Consider the following 20,804-nt stretch of genomic DNA (forward strand, 5'->3'; position numbering starts at 1 on the left):
ATCCCGCCCTCCCCAATCTAACCTATGCTTGGCCGCTCAGGCGAGCACGGTGCCCGGCTCGACCTTGACGCCCGGACCCATCGTCGAGGAGACGGCGACGCGCTGGACGTAGGTGCCCTTGGCGCCCGCCGGCTTGGCCTTCACGACCGCATCCGCCAGCGCCTTGATGTTCTCGACCAGCTTGTCCTCGGCGAACGAGGCCTTGCCGACGCCGGCCTGGATGATGCCGGCCTTCTCGACGCGGAACTCGACCGAACCGCCCTTGGCGCCCTTGACGGCACCGGCGACGTCCATGGTCACGGTGCCGATCTTCGGGTTCGGCATCATGCCGCGCGGACCGAGCACCTTACCGAGACGGCCGACCAGCGGCATCATGTCGGGGGTGGCGATACAGCGGTCGAAGTCGATGTTGCCGTTCTGCACCTTCTCGACCAGGTCCTCCGCGCCGACGACGTCGGCACCGGCGGCCTTGGCTTCGTCGGCCTTGGCGCCGCGGGCGAACACGCCGACGCGGAGCGTACGGCCGGTGCCGTTCGGCAGCATGACGACGCCGCGGACCATCTGGTCGGCATGGCGCGGATCGACGCCGAGGTTGATCGAGACCTCGATGGTCTCGTCGAACTTCGAGACGGCCCGCTCCTTGATCATCTTGATCGCGTCAGCAAGCGGGTAGAGCTTGGTGCGATCGATGCCCTCGCGGGCCTTCTTCAAACGCTTTCCGAGTGCCATGGCGCCTTACCCCGCAACTTCCAGACCCATCGAGCGGGCAGAGCCCTCGACCATCTTCATGGCCGACTCGATCGAGTCGCAATTCAGGTCCTTCATCTTCTTCTCGGCGATCTCGCGCACCTGCGCCTTGGTCACCTTGCCGGCCTTGTCGCGGCCCGGCGCCTTCGAGCCGGACTGGATCTTGGCAGCCTGCTTGAGGAAGTAGGACATCGGCGGGGTCTTCATCTCGAAGGTGAAGGACCGGTCCGCATAAATGGTGATGACCACCGGGATCGGGGTGTTCTTCTCTTCCTTCTGGGTCTGCGCGTTGAACGCCTTGCAGAACTCCATGATGTTGAGACCGCGCTGACCCAGCGCGGGGCCGATCGGCGGCGACGGGTTGGCCGCGCCGGCCGGGACCTGAAGCTTCAGGTAACCGGTTACTTTCTTTGCCATTATGACTCTCCAATGCGTTCGCGATTCTGCCTGATGCGAACGCAACGCCTTCGGGCGACAAAACCCTCAGGCGAGGTTTGGGACCGTGGTCCGGCGCGCTTGATCCGGCTGGCAAAGCCGGTCACGCCTCCCACGAACGAAATCGCCCCCCGGTTGGGGAGCGAAGGGCGCCCGATACACGAGATCGAACGAAAAGGAAAGGGCTGAGCCCTTTCGTAGCCCGGGCGAGCGCAGCGTCCCCCCGGGGGGCATCGCCGGCATCGGTGTGAACCCGGATGTCGCTGCGCTCATCCGGACTACGACCCCATGAGGCTCAGCCGACGATCTTCTCGACCTGGTTGAACTCGAGCTCGACCGGGGTGGCGCGGCCGAAGATCGACACCGCGACCTTGACCCGCGAGCGGGCCTCGTCGATTTCCTCGACCACGCCGGAGAACGAGGCGAACGGGCCGTCGGCGACGCGGACGTTCTCGCCGATCTCGAACGACACCGAGGATTTCGGCCGCTCCACGCCTTCCTGCATCTGGTTCAGGATGCGCATCGCCTCGCCTTCGGAGATCGGCATCGGCTTGTTCTCGGCGCCGAGGAAGCCGGTCACCTTGGGCGTATTCTTGATCAGGTGGAACGCCTCGTCGGTCAGCTTCATCTTCACCAGCACGTAGCCGGGGAAGAACTTGCGCTCGGCGTCGATCTTGCGGCCGCGGCGCACCTCGGTGACCTTCTCGATCGGCACCAGCACCTGCTCGAACAGGTCCTCGAGATTGCGCTGCTTGGCCTGCTCGCGGATCGACTCCGCGACCTTCTTCTCGAAGTTCGAATAGGCGTGGACGATGTACCAGCGCTTGTCGGAGCTTTGCGTTGCGGTTGCCATCAGTGAATGCCCAGCACGAGGGTGATGAGATAACGGATGATCTGATCGGCGGCGAAGAAGAACACCGAGGCCAGCGCCACCATCACGAACACCATGATCGTGGTGATGGTGACCTCGCGACGGCTCGGCCACGAGACCTTGGCGGTCTCCGAGCGCACTTCCTGCAGGAATTTGAACGGGCTGGTAGCCATCGTCAGGGGTCCGCGTCCGTCATCGGACGATTGAAGAGTTGACTGGGAAAACCGAACAGCCGTCCTTGGCCCACCCTCTTGTCGGAGAGATGAGCCGAATCCACGGGCTCGCTTGTTCGGGGAGTGAAAAGCCGCGCCGGATATCCGCTTTTATCGCGGGCCGGCTGCAGGTTGCCAAGATATCTACTGTCCGGCCGGCCAAAGGTCAAGATATGGGCATGCCGGGCGTCGGCGGCCATTCCCGCGTCAGGCCCCCGCCTGGTCCGCCACAACGCGGATTTTCGTGCAACGGCAGGCCATTTCCGCACCACGGCAGGTTGAGCAGTTGCCGCGACGAAATGCCCGTGGCGGAGCGGCTCCTGCTCTTGCCGGGCCTGCGCCACCCGCTCATTCTCGTCCGCACAAGAACAATCCGGAGGAAACCCATGACCTTTGCCCCGCGCAAGGGACGGACGCGCTTTGCCGCCGTCAGCCTTGCTGCTCTCGGTCTTGCCGCTCTCGCCCTCACCGCCGTCCCTGCCTGTGCCCAGGCCCCGCTCAAGATCGGCGTGCTCAGCGACTTCTCGTCGGTCTATTCGGACATCGGCGGCCAGGGCAATCTCGAGGCCACCAAGCTCGGGGTCGAGGAGTTCGGCGGCAGCATGTTCGGCAAGCCGATCGAGGTGATCAGCGCCGATCCGCAGAACAAGGCCGACATCGCCGCCGCGATCGCGCGCAAATGGTACGAGAACGAGGCCGTCGACATGGTCATCGACATGCCGACGTCGGCGACCGCGCTCGCCGGCATGGAGATGTCGAAGCAGTTCGAGAAGCTGATGATCGTGACGGATGCCGCGAGCTCCGACATCACCGGCAAGTCCTGCTCGCCCTACACCGTGCACTGGACCTACGACACCTACGGCAACGCGCACACGGTCGGCAGCGCCATCGTCAAGAACGGCGGCAACACCTGGTTCTTCATCACCGCCGACTATCTGTTCGGCCATTCGATCGAGCGCGACACCGGCGACGTCGTGCGCGCGGCCGGCGGCACGGTGGTCGGCAGCGCCCGCCATCCCCTCAACAACCAGGATTTCTCGTCCTTCCTGCTTCAGGCGCAGGCCTCCAAGGCCAAGATCATCGGCATGGCCAATGGCGGTGGCGACACCATCAACACCATCAAGCAGGCCGCCGAGTTCGGCATCGTCGCCGGCGGCCAGAACCTCGCCGGCATCGTGATGTTCATCTCCGACATCCACAGCCTCGGCCTGAAGCTCGCCCAGGGCCTGATCATCACCGAGGCGTATTACTGGGATCTCAACGACCGCACCCGGGCGTTCGGCAAGAAGTTCTTCGAGCGCATGAAGCGGATGCCGACCATGAACCAGGCGGCGACCTACAGCGCCACTTTGCACTATCTCAACGCGGTCAAGGCCGCCGGCACCCGCGACACCAAACCGGTGCTCGCCAAGATGCGCGAGACCCCGGTGCGCGACGCCTTCACCGACAACGGCGTCGTCCGCGAGGACGGCCGCATGGTGCACTCGATGTTCCTGTTCGAGGTGAAGAAGCCCGAGGAGTCGAAGGGCCCGTGGGACTATTACAAGGTGCTGGCCGAGGTGCCCGGCGACCAGGTGTTCCGGCCGATGAAGGACGGCAACTGTCCTTATGTGAAGCAATAAGGGGTTGCTGAAATGCATTCGGGGCTCGCGCGTTGCGGGCCCCGGCCTAACCTGTCTCGTCGATTTTTGGCTTAAGTGCTTGATCTCGCTGGCAGGAGTGGAGAGGCTCGAACTCTGCTGCAAGGGCGTGAAAAGCTTGAATTCACAGGCGTTTCTGATCCGACCGGCGAGCGAATGTACACCGGTTTTGTGCACCGAAACAAGGCTTCTATGCACCCAGAAATCCGATCAGCTGCCTGGGCGTCCTGATGATCCGGAAGACGATCTGTTCTGGCCTAGGGACCTACGAGAAGAGCGCCTCATGGGCGCGCTCTCGCGATCGCATATCCCTTCGGCGACCTCTATCACCCCGCTCTTTGCCCCCCGGTGTCAGGCGTGCCAAGCCGCAACTGCCGTCGCCTGCAACGCGGGGCATCAAGGACGTCCTGGTTGCCGGCGCTGGCGGGGTTCAGAGCCAGCTTGGCTCGACAGCATGCTCCCTATCGCCTGCACCGCCTGCCAATAGCTTCCCGGCCGTAAGCTACGATGCTTTGGACGATCGGCACGCAGTGCCAATCTCCGACGCCGCGCGGGGAATCTTGACGAGCAAACTCGGATACTAGCTCGCGCAGCAGCGGGTTTCAGCCAATGCCGGATAACCTAGTAGCCGTCCATTCAGGCACAAGCGCGCCCGAGAACTCGGACGCGCTTGCTGGCTTCGCATTGGCCGTGCCATTAGGCATGCCAAGCGGCTGCAATCGCAGCTTGCAACCCCGGATCGTTAGGAGCGGTTTGACTGCCATTCGTCGGGTCGAATCCGGTGTGGCTGCTCGAATAACTCGCCATCGCCTGAACGAGCTGCGCTATCTGATTGTCGATCGTAAGACCTCCGGCCGTGATTTCCGTTAGCCGACCTGAATCAGCTCCGAACCAATCCTTCACTACGGCCTTTCGACTGGTTCCTAGCAAGTCGACTTCTAGATCGTTGCCCGATCGAGCAAACCAAAGATCGCTGTGTGCAACGTCAGCGCTAAATTCTAGCTGCCCACTCGACGTATTGCCCGACGTTCCGTTGAGGATCGAGAGCACTCCAGCACCTGAGGCAAAACGGTAGAGGTCATTACCTCCGCCACCGATATACGTGTCATCCCCTGCTCCACCTTCGAAAATTTCGTCGGCGGTGGTGCCTACCAGGATATCTGTGCCCGCAGTCCCCGCAACAACTTGCGCTGACGTCGTGACGGACAACTGCGCTGTCCCTGCAGGCTGCTGAGCATTGGTTGTTGTCGCTGCGCCACCCACCGGAGGCCCAACCAAACCATCACCAGTCAGATCCTGCTGGAACAGAGCCTCGTACGATTGAATCACCGATGAACTCGGGGCTGCCGAGGCGAGAGTACTCACGTAATTGCCGCTGCCATCGACATTCCAGATCGCGACCAATCCGGCACTCGCGTTCTTCCAAGCCACGTTGTAGCCACTCTGCACTCCTTCGGCACCAAGCAATGTCCAAGGCGCCATTTGTTCAGCAGTGACGGGTGCTCCATTGAAGTAAAGAACGGACCCCGAGCCTTCAGTCGACGAAACCAGAGCGTAGTTCGTATCGACTTTGACAACTCTGGTCGCCCCGAATGATTCAACCAGCGTACCAACAAATCCGACCGTTCCATCTCCATTGAGATCCTGCTTGAAGATTGGCTCATAGGCTTCGATCGAAGCGCTGTTCGGGGCAGCTACCGCCGCGCCATTCACATAATTTCCGCTGGCATCAACATTCCAGACGTTGATGAGATTTGCGCTCGCATTCTTCCACGCAACCACGTACCCGTTGGAAACGGCTTCCGCACCGAGGATGGTCCACGGGGCCAGCTGGCTAACCGTCAATGGTGCACCATTGAAATAAAGCTCTGGTCCCGAGCCCCCCGCACCCGGCACAAGCCAATAATTGACACCGACTTGTAGAACACTGGTGGCGCCGCTGCTTTCCACGACGCTGCCAACGCCGATCACGCCATCTTCGTTGAGGTCCTGATGGAATATCGGTTCGTACGCGGCGATTGACCCGCTGCTTGGCGGCTCGCTGGTTATGCCACTTACGAAATTTCCATTACTGTCGACATTCCAGATACTGACGAGGCCCGCGCTCACATTTTTCCACGCTACTACGTACCCGCTGGAAACGGCTTCCGCGCCGAGGATCGTCCAAGGGGAAAGCTGTCCGACTGTTAGCGGTCCACCATTGAAATACAACTCAGGCCCGCTCCCCCCGTTTGCCGGAAGCAAAGCGTAGCCCGCTCCAACTTGCATCAGGACAGTGGCGCCATTCGCTTCCACAACGGTTCCAACGATGCCGATCGTACCATCCCCATTCAGATCCTGCTTGAAGATTGGCTCATAAGCTTCGATCGAAGCGCTGTTCGGTGCGGCTACAGCAGCACCGCTCACGTAATTTCCATTACTATCGACGTTCCAGATATTGATCAGCCCTGCGCTCGTATTCTTCCATGCCACGTAGTATCCGTTAGAGACTGCTTCCGCGCCCAGCATCGTCCATGGCGCGAGTTGGTCGACCGTCAGTGGCGCTCCGTTGAAATACAGCTCTGGCCCAGAGCCTGTTGAGGTAGAGACGAGAGCATAGTTGGCGCCGACCTGCACGACCCGGGTCGCTCCGGTTCCTTCCAGAACAGCACCAGCGATACCAATGGTGCCATCTCCATTCAGGTCCTGTTTGAATATCGGTTCATAAGCCTCGAGCGAAATGGTGTTCGGCGCGGCGCTGACCACCGTGCTCAAATAGCTTCCGCTGCTGTCTGTACTCCAAATAGCGATCAGTCCCGCATTCGCGTTCTTCCAGGCGACATAGTAGCCGTTGGACACGGCTTCCGCGCCGAGAATTGTCCAAGGTGCGAGCTGCCCCGCGGTGAGGGGTGCGCCGTTGAGGTAAAGTACAGGTCCCAGGCCACCGGACGCGGGATTCAGGCGATAGTTGGCGCTGTATTGTACGACGCGGGTTGAGCCTTGCGCCTCAAGGGTCGCGCCGCTGGCAGCCTCCGCAATGGCAGCAGCGTTCCAGGTCGCCCCATCTGCGAATTGAATGCGTTCAATACCTGAGGAGGCTCCCGACAATTGATTGACGATGGTGATTTTGTCACCGGTCCCAATGACCGTTACGACAACATCGTTTCCGCCCGTCGCCGGTCGAGAGAAAATCAAGTCAGACGCGCGCAAATCGTCGAAGATCAGTACGTCAGTATCGGCGTTTGAACCGTTCTCCCGAACAAGGCTGCTGCCACTCGCCAATCTGTATCGATAGGTGTCGCTGCCGTCTCCGCCCTGGATCGTCTTGCCATTCTGAAGAACAAATTGATCTGCGCCGGAAGTCCCGGACACGATGCCATCACCGTTCAGATCGGCGAATGTCGCCAGCGCCTGCAGATTGGAGACGGCCCAAACCGTTCCATCCGCGAGCAGGATCTGCTCCACTCCCTGGCTGTTGGAATTGTTGAATTCATTCCTGAGCAGGATGGAGCCGCCATCGCCGGCACCAGCGGAACTTTCCGCCACGATTACTGCCGCATCTGCTCCGTCCCGTTGAACCGAAATGCGCGACGCATTGATGCCGGCGAGCACCAGCTTGTCGGTTGCTCCGTCGTAGTTCATTCCCTCGGTGATGACGTCTTTCCCGTCGCCCGAGTTGTAGACGAAGGTATCAGCGCCGTTGCCGCCGTCCAGCTGGTCGTCACCGCGACCGCCAGTCAGCGTGTCGTTGCCGCCAAGACCCGACAGCGTGTCTGCGCCGCTCGTTCCCACGATAACGTCGCTATTCTGGTTGAAACCGGTGATCGAGGTCGCTCCCGCCGCCATCTGCTGCGCCAGGAATGCATTCTCGAGATCCTGCTTGCTCCAGACGGTCCCGTCACCGAAGACGATCTGCTCGATCCCGCTTCCGTTTCCGACATCCTCATTGACCAGATTGACGGAACCGCCAATGCTGAACGACAGTTTGATGTCATTGCCGTTGCGGCTGATGACTGCAGTTGATGGGGTCAGGCCCGCTCCGAGAACCACCTTGTCGACCGTCGTGTCATAGGACTCTCCGTCCCTGACAGTGTCGCTACCGTCGCCGGCGTTGTAGATGAAGGTGTCGGAGCCATAACTACCATCCAGACTATCGTCGCCCCGGCCGCCTGTCAGCGTATCGTTACCACCAAGACCCGACAACGTATCTGCGCCAGCCGTTCCGACGATGACGTCGTTGTTCTGGTTGAACCCCGTGATCACGGTTGCTCCCGCCGCCATCTGCTGCGCCAGGAACGCATTCTCGAGGTCCTGCTTGCTCCAGACGGTACCGTCTCCAAATACGATCTGCTCGATCCCGCTCGCGTTCCCTACGTCCTCGTTGATCAGGTTTACCGACCCGCCCACGCTGAACGTCAGCTTGATGTCGTTACCGTTGCGGCTGATGACCGCGGTCGATGGAATTAGGCCGGCACCAAGAACCAGCTTGTCCACCGTTGTGTCATAGGACTCGCCGTCCCGAACCGTATCGCTACCGTCACCGGCGTTATAGAGGAACGTGTCGGAACCGTAGCTGCCATCGAGGACGTCATCACCTTGATCGCCGGTCAGCGTATCGTCTCCGCTACCGCCGTTAAGGCTATCGTTGCCGGCCCCACCGCTCAGGAAATCATTGCCGTTGCCGCCGCTTAGCGTGTCGTCACCAGCTAATCCTTCCAGGTGATCGTTGCCTGTTGTTCCAACCAGCGTGTCGTTTCCGCTGGTCCCCTTGACCCAGGTCGACTCGGTAATGGCCTGCCTGTCCCACACCGTGCCGTCGGCGAACATGATCTGTTCGATCCCCGAGTAATCCGTAGCGGAGACGAACTGTTGCTTGACCGTGATCACGTCACCGGTGCTCAGGACCTTGATCGTGAGGTCGGCGCCCTGCAGGGCAAAGGTGAGATCCGCCACATTGAGATCGACGAAACGCAAGGTGTCGGTCTGCCCGGCTGCGTTGACGCCGTCGTTGATGGTATCGCTGCCATCGCCCTGCGCGTAGATCACAGTGTCGTTTCCAGCGCCGCCCTGGATGACCTGATTGCCTTGACCCGGCTGTAGGACATCGTCGCCGGCCGTGCCAGTGACCGTGCCGTTGGCCGAGACCGTGCGGATCGGCGCGTAGAGGGTGATCTGCCCCCTGTCCCACACCTGCCCGTCGGAAAATGCGATCTCCTCCACGCCCGCCGGCGTGCTGGCGAATTGACCGGTGATGGTGATCGCACGGCCCGCGCTGAGATTGCGGATCACGAGATCCTGCCCCTCACGCGAGAACAGCAGATCGCTCTTCGCCATTCCCACGAACTCGATCCGGTCAGTTCCAGCCTCGCTTCCTTCGATGATCGTATCATTGCCTGCACTGGCCCGGATCCGGTAGACATCGCCGCCGCCAAGACCAATAAGAGTGCGGTCACCCGAGCCTGCCTCCAGCACATCACGGCCTCCGCCACCGTACAGGGTCGTTGCTCCCTGACTGGCAATGACCAGATCCGGGGTGAGCCTCTGAAGGAGAGTGGTCCGGTCCCAGATCGTGCCATCGGCAAACACCACCTGCTCGATGCCGGCTCCTGGCGTGCCGGAAAGCTGGTTCTCGAGCACGATGGTGTTTCCATCGGGCAGCAGGAGCACCAGGTCACTGGTCGTCAGCGAAGAATGCCCGACGACGATGCTAGCGGGATTGATCCCTGCTCCGAGGACAAGCTTATCCGTATCGGCAACACCTCCAGTATCGACGATGCGGTCGTTCCCGTCTCCCAGCTGATAGCGATATTCGTCTGATCCAGAAGATCCGACCAGCCGGTCGTCCCCGAGGCCTCCGGTCAGGATATCGGCGCCGGCACCACCCGTGACGACGTCATTGCCGGCCGTTCCCGTTGCGGTCTCGGTCTGATCCGCCACCGTGATGACCAGGGCTGACGTCGCTGACAGCCCATCATTATCGGTCGTGCTGACCGATACCTGATATTGGGACACCTGCTCGAAATCGATGATGGCGCCGCTCTTGACCCGGATCTCGTTGCCGACGAGCTCGAACAGCCCGGAGGCATCCGACAGCACGAACGTATGGGTTCCATCATCATTCGGGTCGATGGCGCTGAGCGTGGCGACGACCGTGCCGGCCGCGGCACCCTCGTTAACTACACCTCCGGTCACCGCGATCCCGGTGGGCGCCTGGTTGTCCAATCGCCGGAACTCGAAATTGTCGGCAGTCAGGTCGGTCAGATTGACGTTCTGCAGCGTCACGCTATTGCCGCCACCGAGCGGAATGACGACGTCGGAGCCGACTTGCTGAGCCGCCGCGATGACCGCAGCATAGTTTGCAAACACCGACCGGTCGAAGCGGACGACATCATGGGCACTGCCGTTCCCAGCGGCGAAGTCCGTGATCGTGTCGGAGCCGCTGTTCGTTCCGAACACGAAGATGTCGGCCTCGGTGCCGCCGGTGAGTACATCATTGCCCGCGCCGCCGATCAGAACGTCCACGCCGAGGCCGCCATTCAGGACATCGGCGCCCTCGCCACCGTCAAGCAGGTCTGCCCCCATGCCGCCGGTGAGCACATCGTGGCCGTCGCCACCGGACAGCCTGTCGTCACCGGACCGGCCATCGATCACGTCGTCGCCGGCCCCACCCAGGATCACGTTGTTGCCGGCATCACCGGCAAGCTGATCAGCGTAGACCGTGCCCGTGATGTTCTCGACATTGGCGACATCGGCCATGTCGCGCCACGCGCCAGTCGAGAGGCTCGCCTGGTCCGTGGTCCTGACCTCGGCCCCATTGGTGACCAGGTCGACCCACACCGCCGCACCGAACCCGGACAGATCCAGCGTGTCCGTGCCGACGCCACCATCGGCCGTGACGTGGTCGCCGGCATTGCTGACGCTCAGCACCAGCGTATCATTGCCGACACCACCATAGAGCAGGTCGGTGCCGCCCTGACCGTCGATCATGTCGTCGCCCGCTTCGCCGTACAGGTTCTGATCGGTGCCGGAGCCGACGAGATGATCGTTGCCGTTGCCACCCACGATGAAGGGTGACGAGCTTTCGGCGATGCTGCGGATGGTCTCGCGCCCCCACTGATCGCCATTGGCGAACTGGATGTATTCGAGCCCGTTGCCGGGAGCGGCAGCCGAATCATTGAACTGCGCCAGAACGGTGATCGTCTCATTTGTCGAGAGGATCTTGATCAGGAGATCCAGTCCCGACCGCCGCAGCGAGATGCCGGAGCTGTCAATGTCGCGGAACTTGAGCGTATCGATCTCGGTCGGAGCAAAGTTCGGCCAGCTCTGCTCGCGGATGACGTCGTTGCCGTCACCTAGCGAATACACAAAGGTGTCGTTGCCGCTGCCGCCCTGAAAGCCGGAATAGATGATGTCGTCGCCCTTGCCACCCTCGACGGTGTCGTTCAATCCGCTGAGATTGATTACATCATTGCCATCCGTTCCGCGGTACCAGGCCTGCTGCTGCATCTGCAGCCGGTTCAGTTGCGTACCGTCGGCAAAGACGATGCGCTCCAGCGCAGAATCGGAGCCCGCCAGGCTGGCATTGAACTGAGAGATCACCGTGATGACTTCGCCGGTCGCCAACACCTTGATCAGCAGGTCGTCGCCCGAACGGCTCAACACGACATCGCCGGCGGTCAGGTCCGTGAATTTGAGCGTATCGATGGCCGTGGGAGCAAAGCTGTTGGAGGCCCCGTCGATGACGGTGTCGTTGCCGTCACCGCGCGCGTAGACGAACGTGTCGCTGCCGCGCCCGCCATAGATGATGTCGTTGCCCTTGCCGCCGTCGAAAGTGGAATCGAGCTGGCTGAGCGTGTTGGTGCCGTCGATGATGTCGCGACCGTCCGTGCCGCGATACCAGGCGGCTCGCTGGATCTGCACGCGATTCCACTCACCATCGACAAACCGGATGGTCTCGACACCCGAACCATTGTCTGAGAAGGTCGAGCCTTCTCGGTGTCCGAACTGGCCAAGGACGGTGATGATCTCGCCGGTGCTCCTGATCCGCACGAGCAGATCGTCACCCAGGCGAGACATCTCTACGTCGCTCGATGCCAAATCGCTCAGCACGAGAACATCGGTTTCCTGCAACGCATCGCTTGAGCCGGACTCGTAGATCGTGTCGTTGCCGTCACCGCGCGCGTAGATGAACGTGTCGCTGCCCGACGTAAACGAATCATTGGCGACGAGAACGTCGTCTCCCTTGCCGCCGACGAACGTGTCATTGCCGGTGGACCCGAACATGAAGTCCTTGCCGTCCCCGCCGGAGAGATAGTCGTTGCCTTCACCGCCATAAATAAAGTCCATGCCGGCGCCGCCATAGATCGCGTCGTTGCCACCGCCGCCATCGATGATGTCGTTGCCGCCGGGCGCATTCGGGTCGGGATAATCGCCGTAGAGAATGTCGTCGCCGAGTAGCCCAGTAATGTAGTCGTCGCCGGCGCCAGCGGCGAGAATGTCGACACCATTGTTGCCGTTCAGAACGTTGTTGCCGCCGCCGTGGAACGGATTGGGCTGCAGCGCATCGGGGATCCCCAGAATGCCGCCATAGCCGCCATAGATCGACGAATTCCAGATATCGTTAATGCCGTCGACGAAGTGGCCGACGATATTGCCGGAGTGCCCGAACTCGTCGACGAACACCTGCCAGGTGATCACGCCTTGGACGACGTTGGTCCAGACCACTGGGTTCCGGCCCATATAGTCGGCGCCAGACTGATAAGTGATCTGCTGGCGGCTGGCGACCGAGCCGTCCTGGAACCTGATCTGGTCGATGCCGACGTTGTTGGCGCCCTCTCCAGTCAATAGGCTTGTCACGCCGGAAAAGAAATCCACGACCCTGATGATCTCGCCGGTCGGCTTGATGGTGATGAGCAGCGTGTTGCCCTGATAGGAGTAGGACACGTCGCCCGGCGAGACGTCCGTCAGCCACAGCGTATCGACATCGGTGCGCGGCGAGGCGTCCGATATCTGGTCGTTGCCATCCCCCATCTTCCAGATGAACGTGTCGTTTCCGGCGCCCCCCTCCAAGATGTCGTCGCCCTTGCCGCCGACGATGGTGTCGTCGAGCTCCGAGCCGCCGATGATGTCGGCGCGATCCGTGCCGCGATACCAAGCGTTCTGCTGGATCTGCGCCCGGTTCCAGGTCGTCCCGTCCGCAAACTGGATCGTATCGATGTTACGGCCGGTGGTCGCCCAGTCGCCGGTATTGACCGGAAAGAAGTTGTCGAAATCGATATATTCACCGGTCGCCTTGACGGTGAGGATCAAATGGCCACCGACTCGCGACAGCTGGATATCGGAGGCGTTGAGGTCGGTCAGGACCAGCTTGTCGTTCTCCGACTTTACCCCCGACCAGTCTTCCACCACGTCATAGCCGTCGCCCTTGGCGTAGAAGATTGTATCATTACCGGCGCTGATGCGGATGAAATCGTCGCCTTTGCCGCCGTGTATCACGTCATCGGAAGAGGAGTCGTAAATTGCGTTGTTGTGCCCGTCGCCGCGGTAGACGCTGGCATGCTCGATCTGCGTACGCCCCCACTCAGTACCATCAGCGAAACGGATGACGTCGACGCCGTTCCCGCCAAAGAAGCTCTCCACCGAAACTGTCTTGCCAGTGCTGGTAATCCGCATCAGCAGATCGTCGCCGATCCGGTCGAACGTAACGTCCCCCGCGTTGATGTCGGTTAGCACCAACCGGTCGGTATCCGTCGCAGCCCCGTAGTCCTTTATCCACAGATCGCCATCCTGCTTGCTGTAGACATAGATGTCGCTGCCATCCCCGCCGCTGAGCAGGTCACCACCGCCACCGCCAATGAAGACATCCTGGTTGGATGTACCGCTAATGCCCTCCGCCGCGAGTGTGCCAACAAGGGCACTCCCATCAACGATATGAGCAGTGATCTCGTGCATAACCGGATCGGAGACACCAGCTAAATGTGGAAGGACCGCGTTCGCATAGCCCGACCGATCTCCACTAAACGCGACGCTTACCATACCGTCCAAGCCCAACAGAGCCCGCTCAAGGTAAGCAACGGCAGCTCCGGCGTGCTCCGGCACCGCCATTGCGATCAGGTCGACGACCATCCCGATATTACCGGGCGTATTGGGTTGAGGATCGCCTGGTTTCGGCTGCGCAAGCTCCAGCATGGAATAGAAAAAGTAGGGACTGCTGACGGCAGCACCGATGTCTCCACCGCGTGCGACCACGCTTCTCGCCTGCTGGGCAAGGAACGCAACTTCGAGTACGGCGATAATACTCTCAAAACTCGCTTCGATGCTCGCTCCGGCAGAGGCGGACCCTGGATAGGTACGCAACTCATTACCAGCCCGCACTTCACGGTAGGGCTGGCCAAAAAACGCTTCGACAAACGCAAGATGACGGGCATCGACGAACTGCCCTCGACTTTGAGGATCTACGCCACTCACCCCCGCCCATTGAAGCAGAAGATTGCTGAGCGCCGCACGCAGCTCGGCAGGTGTCATTGATGACGCTTGATCAGTCAGCGAGGTCCAGGCACCGCGAAACTCTGACTCTGTGGTGGCCTTGTACGCGATAGAATAAATTGTACCCGAGCCAGGCAACAGGGGAAGCAGATCAACGCCGTCCGCGATCGTAAAATCTGGCGTGGTGTCGGCGCGCGTATCCCTATTATCGGTCTGAAAATAGATAGTCTGGGCGATTCCCATTGTACCATCGTTTCGCGTGAATACCGCCTCATATCCAATCGTATTCCCCGCGTCAGTTCCCGAACCGGGCTGACGGACGAGCGATATCGATTTGATTCCGGCCTGAGCCAGAGTCTGCAGTTCTCCGTCGTCCGACACACCGTTCTGATTTAGATCGCGCCAGACACGCAGCTTAGCGAAGACCGGGTCGGCAGCGTCGATCACTCCGTCCCCATTCGCATCGAACGTCTCAAGCACCGCGAAACCATCTTGGGTAGCCGAACCGAATAGCTCGACCGCGCTATCGATCCGACCATTCCCATTGGCATCGATCGCGAGAATGCCATCATCAGGAGAAACCCAGCCCGTACGCTCCGCAAAACCGTCGACATTATAGTCGAAATGGACCGTGGATCCCGCGAGGCTGGTGGTACGAACACCATCGCCATTCAGGTCAAGGATCAGCGGATCTCCGAGAAGCTTGAGCAGCGGAGAGATCAGATTGCCAAGCGCAACACCGATATCCCTTCCGATCAATTGATTAGCTTCTAGGTACAGCTCTCCAGCGTGCACTCCGAAATATGCACCGATGAGAGCCGCGACCAATATGGTCAACTCGGCAAGTGCGCCCGGTGGAAACAGAAGGGTGGCAAGAAACAGCCCGGCGCCCATGCCAAGCTCAGCACCATAAAATCCGCCAAGAACCCGACCAAGCATTCCAGATTCGGTTGCCAGGGCCCCTTCTCTGTCGTTATTCCGGTATTGCGCGAGCGCCTGTTGCGTACTTGTCACGATATCGTAGGCGGCGGCGGCAAGCCCTGCCGCGCCGAGGATCTGACCAAAGGCACGGACGGCCTGCGCTCCGTTGATATCGGGCAGCGTTAGTGATCCGGTGTCATCGCCGAGAAATCGTCCAAGCAACGACTGGAGCCGTACAGTGACCTCGTCTGAAAAATACTTGACTCTGTTAGACGTAATCCTAACGGCTTCCCAAAATGACTGGGGATCAATTGCGCCTCCGAAATTTACGAGTGAACCAAAGCTGGTGATTCGTTCGGAAATCGCCGTTTTTTGGAAAATGTCTCCGAAGGTGTCTTTTATGCTTTGGTAGGATGACGCTTGTTTGTTCTCAATAAAACCGAGAAGATTCTTTGCTCCGCTCAACACATCGGCGGCGAAACCGTCATCCATGAAGACTTTTGCACCGGGATAGTTTTTTCCGGCCTCATAGATTGAGAGATCTCCAGCGTTTTTAGTTACCGCCCCATCCCCCTTCAGCTGAGAAGTTACGGGGTTCTCGTCAACAACGAAGTTGTTCGGATCATTGAGCCAATTGCGTATCGATGAAGCAAGATTTGTACTAGAGAGTTCAAACAGGACTTCCCGCGTGATGTGCAACTGATATCGCGCGGCCTGCTCCGCCAGGATTCCACCTCCGATCTGATTACCTAGGAGGGAAAGAGTAGAGAGCCAACTAGCGTCGACGAATGCAACCTGACCTGACATTATGGTGCCCCTAGGATCAATCGTTTTTAGATATAGACGCCCGATCAGGGCTACCCTTAACGAATTCCGCAGCCGCTTGAACTGCATTACCCAAGTCGATCGTAAGGCGCGTCAGCGCTCCTCCTTTGTCTTCCGCTTTTACAACGAACGACACCTCAGGCAAGACCACGCCAAGCACGCGCGTAATTGCCGTCATTTCTCTTTCCTGCTCTTCGTTCAAAGGGGCGGTTATCGAAGCCATCTTCGTCATTCTTTTGAAGATGCCAGGCGAGTAGCTTTCCAAAGCTCCGATCGCTTCCTGTATCTGATCGTCGGTGAAGAATTTGCCCATGACAGCTAGCCTTTGAAAGTTTCAGCTCGGCGATATGCGAGAGTTCCGACGCGGATAAAGTATACCTATTCCCGCCGGCTTCTCTCTTTGTTCTCAACAGCATCAATGACTACCCAAGTGCGCAACCACATCGCAACTAGATTCAATGATCACACCGAGACACGGCTGCCACCACGAGCATTCATGTTTGAAGATTACCTTTCCCTCAGACTTTCATGCTTATATCGCAGCAACGGCGACATCACGTATTCGATGATCCGCCGTGTCCCCGTCTTGATCTCCACGGTCACGGCCATGCCGGGCGCCAGCGCAACCATCTTGTCCTCGACCTGCATCTGCTTCTCGTCCAGTGACACCCGCGCCGAGTAGATGAACTCCTGTCCCGCCGGCTCGCTGGTCTCGGCCAGTGCGCCCGCGGCCTTGCCGCCGTTCTGTTTGTCGGCCGGCTTCTCGCGGGCGATCGAGTCCTGGGAGACGCTCAGCACCTTGCCATGAACCAGGCCGTAGCGGGTGAAGTTGAAGGTGTCGATCTTGATCTCGGCGGGCTGGCCGGGATTGACGAAGCCGATGTCGCGGTTGGAAATCATGGCTTCGGCCTCGAGCTGGCTGTCGGCCGGAACAATTAGCATCAGTTGCTGCGCCGGTGTGACGACGCCGCCGACGGTGTGCAGCGCGAGCTGCTGCACGGTGCCGTCGATCGGGGCGCGCAGCACCTGCTCGGCGATCTTGCGCTCGGCCTTGACGAGATCCTGCGTCAGCTCCTCGGCCTTCTTCTCGGCGTCCGCGAGATCGGACAGCACCTGGCGCTCGAACCCCGAGCGTGCTTGTGCCAGTTGCTGCTCCAGCGCGAGCCGCGCCGCCTCGATCTCGACCAGGCGACGGGTCTGCACGATGCGCTCGTTCTGCTGGTCGATCAGCCGCGACTGCGCGTCGATATAGGCGATCTGGTTGCCGTACTGGATCTCCTTGGCATTGCGGCGGATCTCGGCGGTCTCCTGCAGGAACGGCAAGGTGGCGTCGATCTTGCCGATCGCAGCCTCCACCGACTGCGCCTCGGCGCGCTTCTGCGCGATCTGCTGCAGGTTTGACGCAAGTTTCGAGAGCTGCTCGGCGGCCTGGGCCTGCAGCGCGGCGCGGGTGCGCGCGACATCGGTCGGCGATGCGCCCTCGGGCACGTTGAGCGACCGCAGCACGGCCAAATCGGCAAAGCTGTCGCGGAGCACGTTCAGCCGGGCGGCATCGAGCCTGGCCTGCATCAGGCCCTGCGCGACGCGGCGGCGCTCGGCCTCGGTGACGGTACGATCGAGCTCGACCAGCACATCGCCGGCACGGACCTTGTCACCGTCCTGGACATGGATCGCCGCGACCACGCCCGCCTCCAGCGGCTGGATCGTCTTGGTGCGGCCGGTCGGCACGATCTTGCCTTGCGCCGAGGCGATGATGTCGACGTGGCCCACGATCGACCAGCCGATCGCGATCGCAAAAAACAGGATGATGGTGCCGGCCACGGCGCGGCCCGCGGGCGACGCCGGCGTCTCGACAATCTCCAGCGCTGCGGGGAGGAACTCGCGCGCGTCGTTTCGGCGTTTGCGCCGTGCATCCAGCGAGATCGGGGCATTGTCCTGCGGGTGCGTCTCAGCCGACGACATGAAGCCCCGCCTGGATCTGGTGCAGGGTGGCGTAGCGCCCGGCGCGCTTGATCAGCTCGTCATGGGTGCCGTCCTCGACCAGGCGGCCGCTTTCGATGGTGATGATGCGGTCGGCATTGCGCACCGCCGACAGCCGGTGCGCGATGATGAAGACGGTGCGCCCGGCGCAGATCTTGCGCATGTTGCGCTGGATGATGTTCTCGCTCTCATAGTCGAGCGCCGAGGTCGCCTCGTCGAAGATCAGAATGCGCGGGTTGGTGACCAGCGCACGCGCAATCGCGATGCGCTGGCGCTGCCCGCCGGAGAGACTCGCGCCGCGCTCGCCGACGACCGTGTCATAGCCGTCGGGCAGGCCGAGAATGAAGTCATGGGCGCCGGCGAGTTCGGCCGCCTGGATCACCCGCTCCATCGCCATGCCGGGATCGGCGAGCGCGATGTTGTCGCGGATCGAGCGGTTGAACAGCACGTTCTCCTGCAACACCGCGCCGATCTGCCGCCGCAGCCAGGTGACGTCTGCGACCGTCAGATCGACGCCGTCGATCAGGATTCGGCCGCTCTCGGGGACATAGAGCCGCTGGATCAGCTTGGTCAGCGTCGACTTGCCGGAGCCGGAGGGACCGACGATGCCGACCACTTGGCCTACCGGCACCTTCAGGCTGACATCATGCAGCGCCAGCGGACCATCGACGCGATAGCGGAAATGGACATGGTCGAACACGACCTCGCCGCGCACCGGCGGCAGCGCCGCACGGCCGGGATTGAAGGCCGGCTCCGGCGTGGTGTTGAGGATGTCGCCGAGCCGCGCCACCGACAGCCGTGCCTGGTGGAAATCCTGCCACAGCTGCGCCAGCCGCAGCACCGGCTGCGCCACCCGGCCCGCCAGCATGTTGAAGGCGATGAGCTCGCCGACGCTGAGGCTGCCTTCGATCACCAGATGCGCTCCGAAATAAAGCGTCAACGCGGTGACGATCTTGCTGATGAACTGCACCGACTGGCTCGCCCAGTTGCCGAGCGACAGCACGTCGAAGCTGGCGCCGACATAGCCTGCGAGCTGCTCCTCCCAGCGCCGCTGCATCTGCGGCTCGATCGCCATCGCCTTCAAGGTCTGGATCGCGGTCACGCTCTCGACCAGGAAGGCCTGGTTCTCGGCGCCGCGGTCGAACTTGACATCTAACCGCTTGCGGAAGATCGGCGTCACGCCTGCCGACAGCGCGATGTAAAACGGGAACGAGCCGACCACGATCCAGGAGAGGAATGGCGAGTAATAGAACATCACGCCCAAGAAGACGAAGGTGAAGGCGAGGTCGATGACCAGCGTCAGCGCCGAGCTGGTGATGAAGTTCCTGATGTTCTCGAGCTCGCGCACCCGCGCCACCGAGTCGCCGGCCCGCCGCGCCTCGAAATAGGCGATCGGCAGCGCGATCAGATGGCGGAACAGCCGTGCGCCGAGCTCGACGTCGATGCGGTTGGTGGTGTGGGAGAACACGTATGTTCGAAGACCGCCCAGCACCGTCTCGAAGATGGTGACGGTCACGAGGCCGAACACCAGCACGTCCAACGTGGTGTAGCCGCGATGGGTCAGCACCTTGTCGGTGACGACCTGGAAGAACAACGGCGTGACGAGGCCGAAGAGCTGCAGGAAGAACGAGGCCAGCAGCACCTCGCCGAGCAGCCGGCGATATTTGTGCGTAGCCTGCACAAACCAGGTGATGTCGAAGCGATTCGCGAGGTCACTCAGCGAGGCGCGTCGAGCCATCAGCACCACCGTGCCGGTCCAGTTGGCTTCGAACTCGGCGCGCTTGACGCTCTGCGGCCGGTTCACGAGCGGATCCTGAATCAACACCGCATCAGCCGTGACCTGCCCCAGGATCACGAACGAACCATCCAATCGCGCCGCAATGGCCGGCAACGGCAGCTTGCCAAGCCCGTCCCACGTCTGTCGGACTGCGCGCGCTTTCAGCTTCAGTTGCTTGGCGCAGCGAAGCATCTCGGTCACGCCGACCGGCTCTCCCGCAAGCTGATGTGCAATCTGCGCCGGATCAATGGCGACCTGATGAAACCGCAACAGCAATGCCAGGCAGTCTAGCCCCGTGTCCCTCTGCCCGACGTCCATTTGCCCCGCACTACCCCAAGTCGTGGGTGCATATTGTACCACCGGCAACAATTCGACAAGTTCGGATACGGATCTCGCGCGGATTTTTTTCGGTAGACGGCCTCGAGCTCGCGCGTCAATTGTGGTTCCTGCGGCGACCACGACAAAAACTTGCAGAGAGCGGAGAGCGAGCCGACCATAGCAACAAGGAGAGATGAACCCTCTGCAGATCACCCCGCGGCCTGTGACACATCAGGTCCACTTGATCTGCTCGCGCCTTTCCTCCGTTCTGTTCCCAACATGCAGTTTGGACCTAAAGAACAAGGGCATTTTCGGCGCCATAAGTGTTTATGGTGCCGCTTGCGAATCGTTCGCCAACTGCACAGAGCTTCAGCTAATAAGTCGCAACTCCGAACTTGGCTGAACCTGAGCATTCAACCCCAAGCGCGAGGCCCACTTAAACCCAAGCGCTCCTCAGGCTCTTCCGGAAAATAGGAGCGCGAACGCAATCACGATTACCGCAAGCTCGCCGGCCGCGAGACTCAGCTCTGAGATCGAGGTTTGAGCTGCTGCCGGTTTGATGGACACCCGGTCAAGCTAATCCCACCTTGCGCTCGAACTCAACCGGGCTGACG

9 protein-coding genes are annotated in these 20,804 nt (G+C 60.9%); 1 reads left to right on the top strand and 8 read right to left on the bottom strand.

Annotated features, from left to right (window positions below):
- Positions 1–36: 36 nt before the first annotated feature.
- The 4 genes from rplA to secE all read right to left on the bottom strand — a co-directional run bounded on the left by rplA (position 37) and on the right by secE (position 2,226).
- Positions 37–729, bottom strand: coding sequence for a 50S ribosomal protein L1 (gene rplA, locus QX135_RS30580; protein WP_315737585.1), 693 nt, complete (start codon positions 727–729; stop codon positions 37–39).
- A 6-nt stretch (positions 730–735) separates the two neighbouring features.
- Positions 736–1,164, bottom strand: coding sequence for a 50S ribosomal protein L11 (rplK, locus tag QX135_RS30585; protein WP_012045056.1), 429 nt, complete (start codon positions 1,162–1,164; stop codon positions 736–738).
- 313 nt (positions 1,165–1,477) lie between these two features.
- On the bottom strand, positions 1,478–2,035 hold the full coding sequence (gene nusG / locus QX135_RS30590) for a transcription termination/antitermination protein NusG (protein ID WP_284423110.1): 558 nt from the start codon (positions 2,033–2,035) through the stop codon (positions 1,478–1,480).
- Positions 2,035–2,226 (bottom strand): preprotein translocase subunit SecE, encoded by a 192-nt coding sequence (gene secE, locus QX135_RS30595; protein WP_006611822.1) that lies wholly within the window; start codon positions 2,224–2,226, stop codon positions 2,035–2,037. The genes nusG and secE overlap by 1 nt, the downstream gene beginning before the upstream one ends.
- Before the next feature lie 425 nt (positions 2,227–2,651).
- Here secE and QX135_RS30600 point away from each other — a divergent pair, with 425 nt between their 5' ends.
- On the top strand, positions 2,652–3,887 hold the full coding sequence (locus QX135_RS30600) for an ABC transporter substrate-binding protein (protein ID WP_316182127.1): 1,236 nt from the start codon (positions 2,652–2,654) through the stop codon (positions 3,885–3,887).
- Between the two features lie 714 nt (positions 3,888–4,601).
- Here QX135_RS30600 and QX135_RS30605 read toward each other — a convergent pair.
- The 4 genes from QX135_RS30605 to QX135_RS30620 form a co-directional block, all read right to left on the bottom strand.
- The gene (locus QX135_RS30605) at positions 4,602–16,097 is read right to left on the bottom strand and encodes a calcium-binding protein (protein WP_316182129.1); all 11,496 of its coding nucleotides are present in this window, start codon (positions 16,095–16,097) and stop codon (positions 4,602–4,604) included.
- A gap of 16 nt (positions 16,098–16,113) precedes the next feature.
- Positions 16,114–16,428 (bottom strand): hypothetical protein, encoded by a 315-nt coding sequence (locus QX135_RS30610; protein ID WP_316182131.1) that lies wholly within the window; start codon positions 16,426–16,428, stop codon positions 16,114–16,116.
- A gap of 194 nt (positions 16,429–16,622) precedes the next feature.
- Positions 16,623–18,077, bottom strand: a complete 1,455-nt coding sequence (locus QX135_RS30615) for an HlyD family type I secretion periplasmic adaptor subunit (RefSeq protein ID WP_316182133.1) — start codon at positions 18,075–18,077, stop codon at positions 16,623–16,625.
- Entirely contained in the window at positions 18,064–20,190 is a 2,127-nt protein-coding gene (locus QX135_RS30620) for a type I secretion system permease/ATPase (protein ID WP_316182135.1), read from the bottom strand. Before QX135_RS30620 ends, QX135_RS30615 begins: the two co-directional genes overlap by 14 nt.
- Positions 20,191–20,804: the final 614 nt, after the last annotated feature.

The sequence above is a fragment of the Bradyrhizobium sp. SZCCHNR1098 genome (assembly GCF_032489375.1).
Classification (GTDB): Bacteria; Pseudomonadota; Alphaproteobacteria; order Rhizobiales; family Xanthobacteraceae; genus Bradyrhizobium.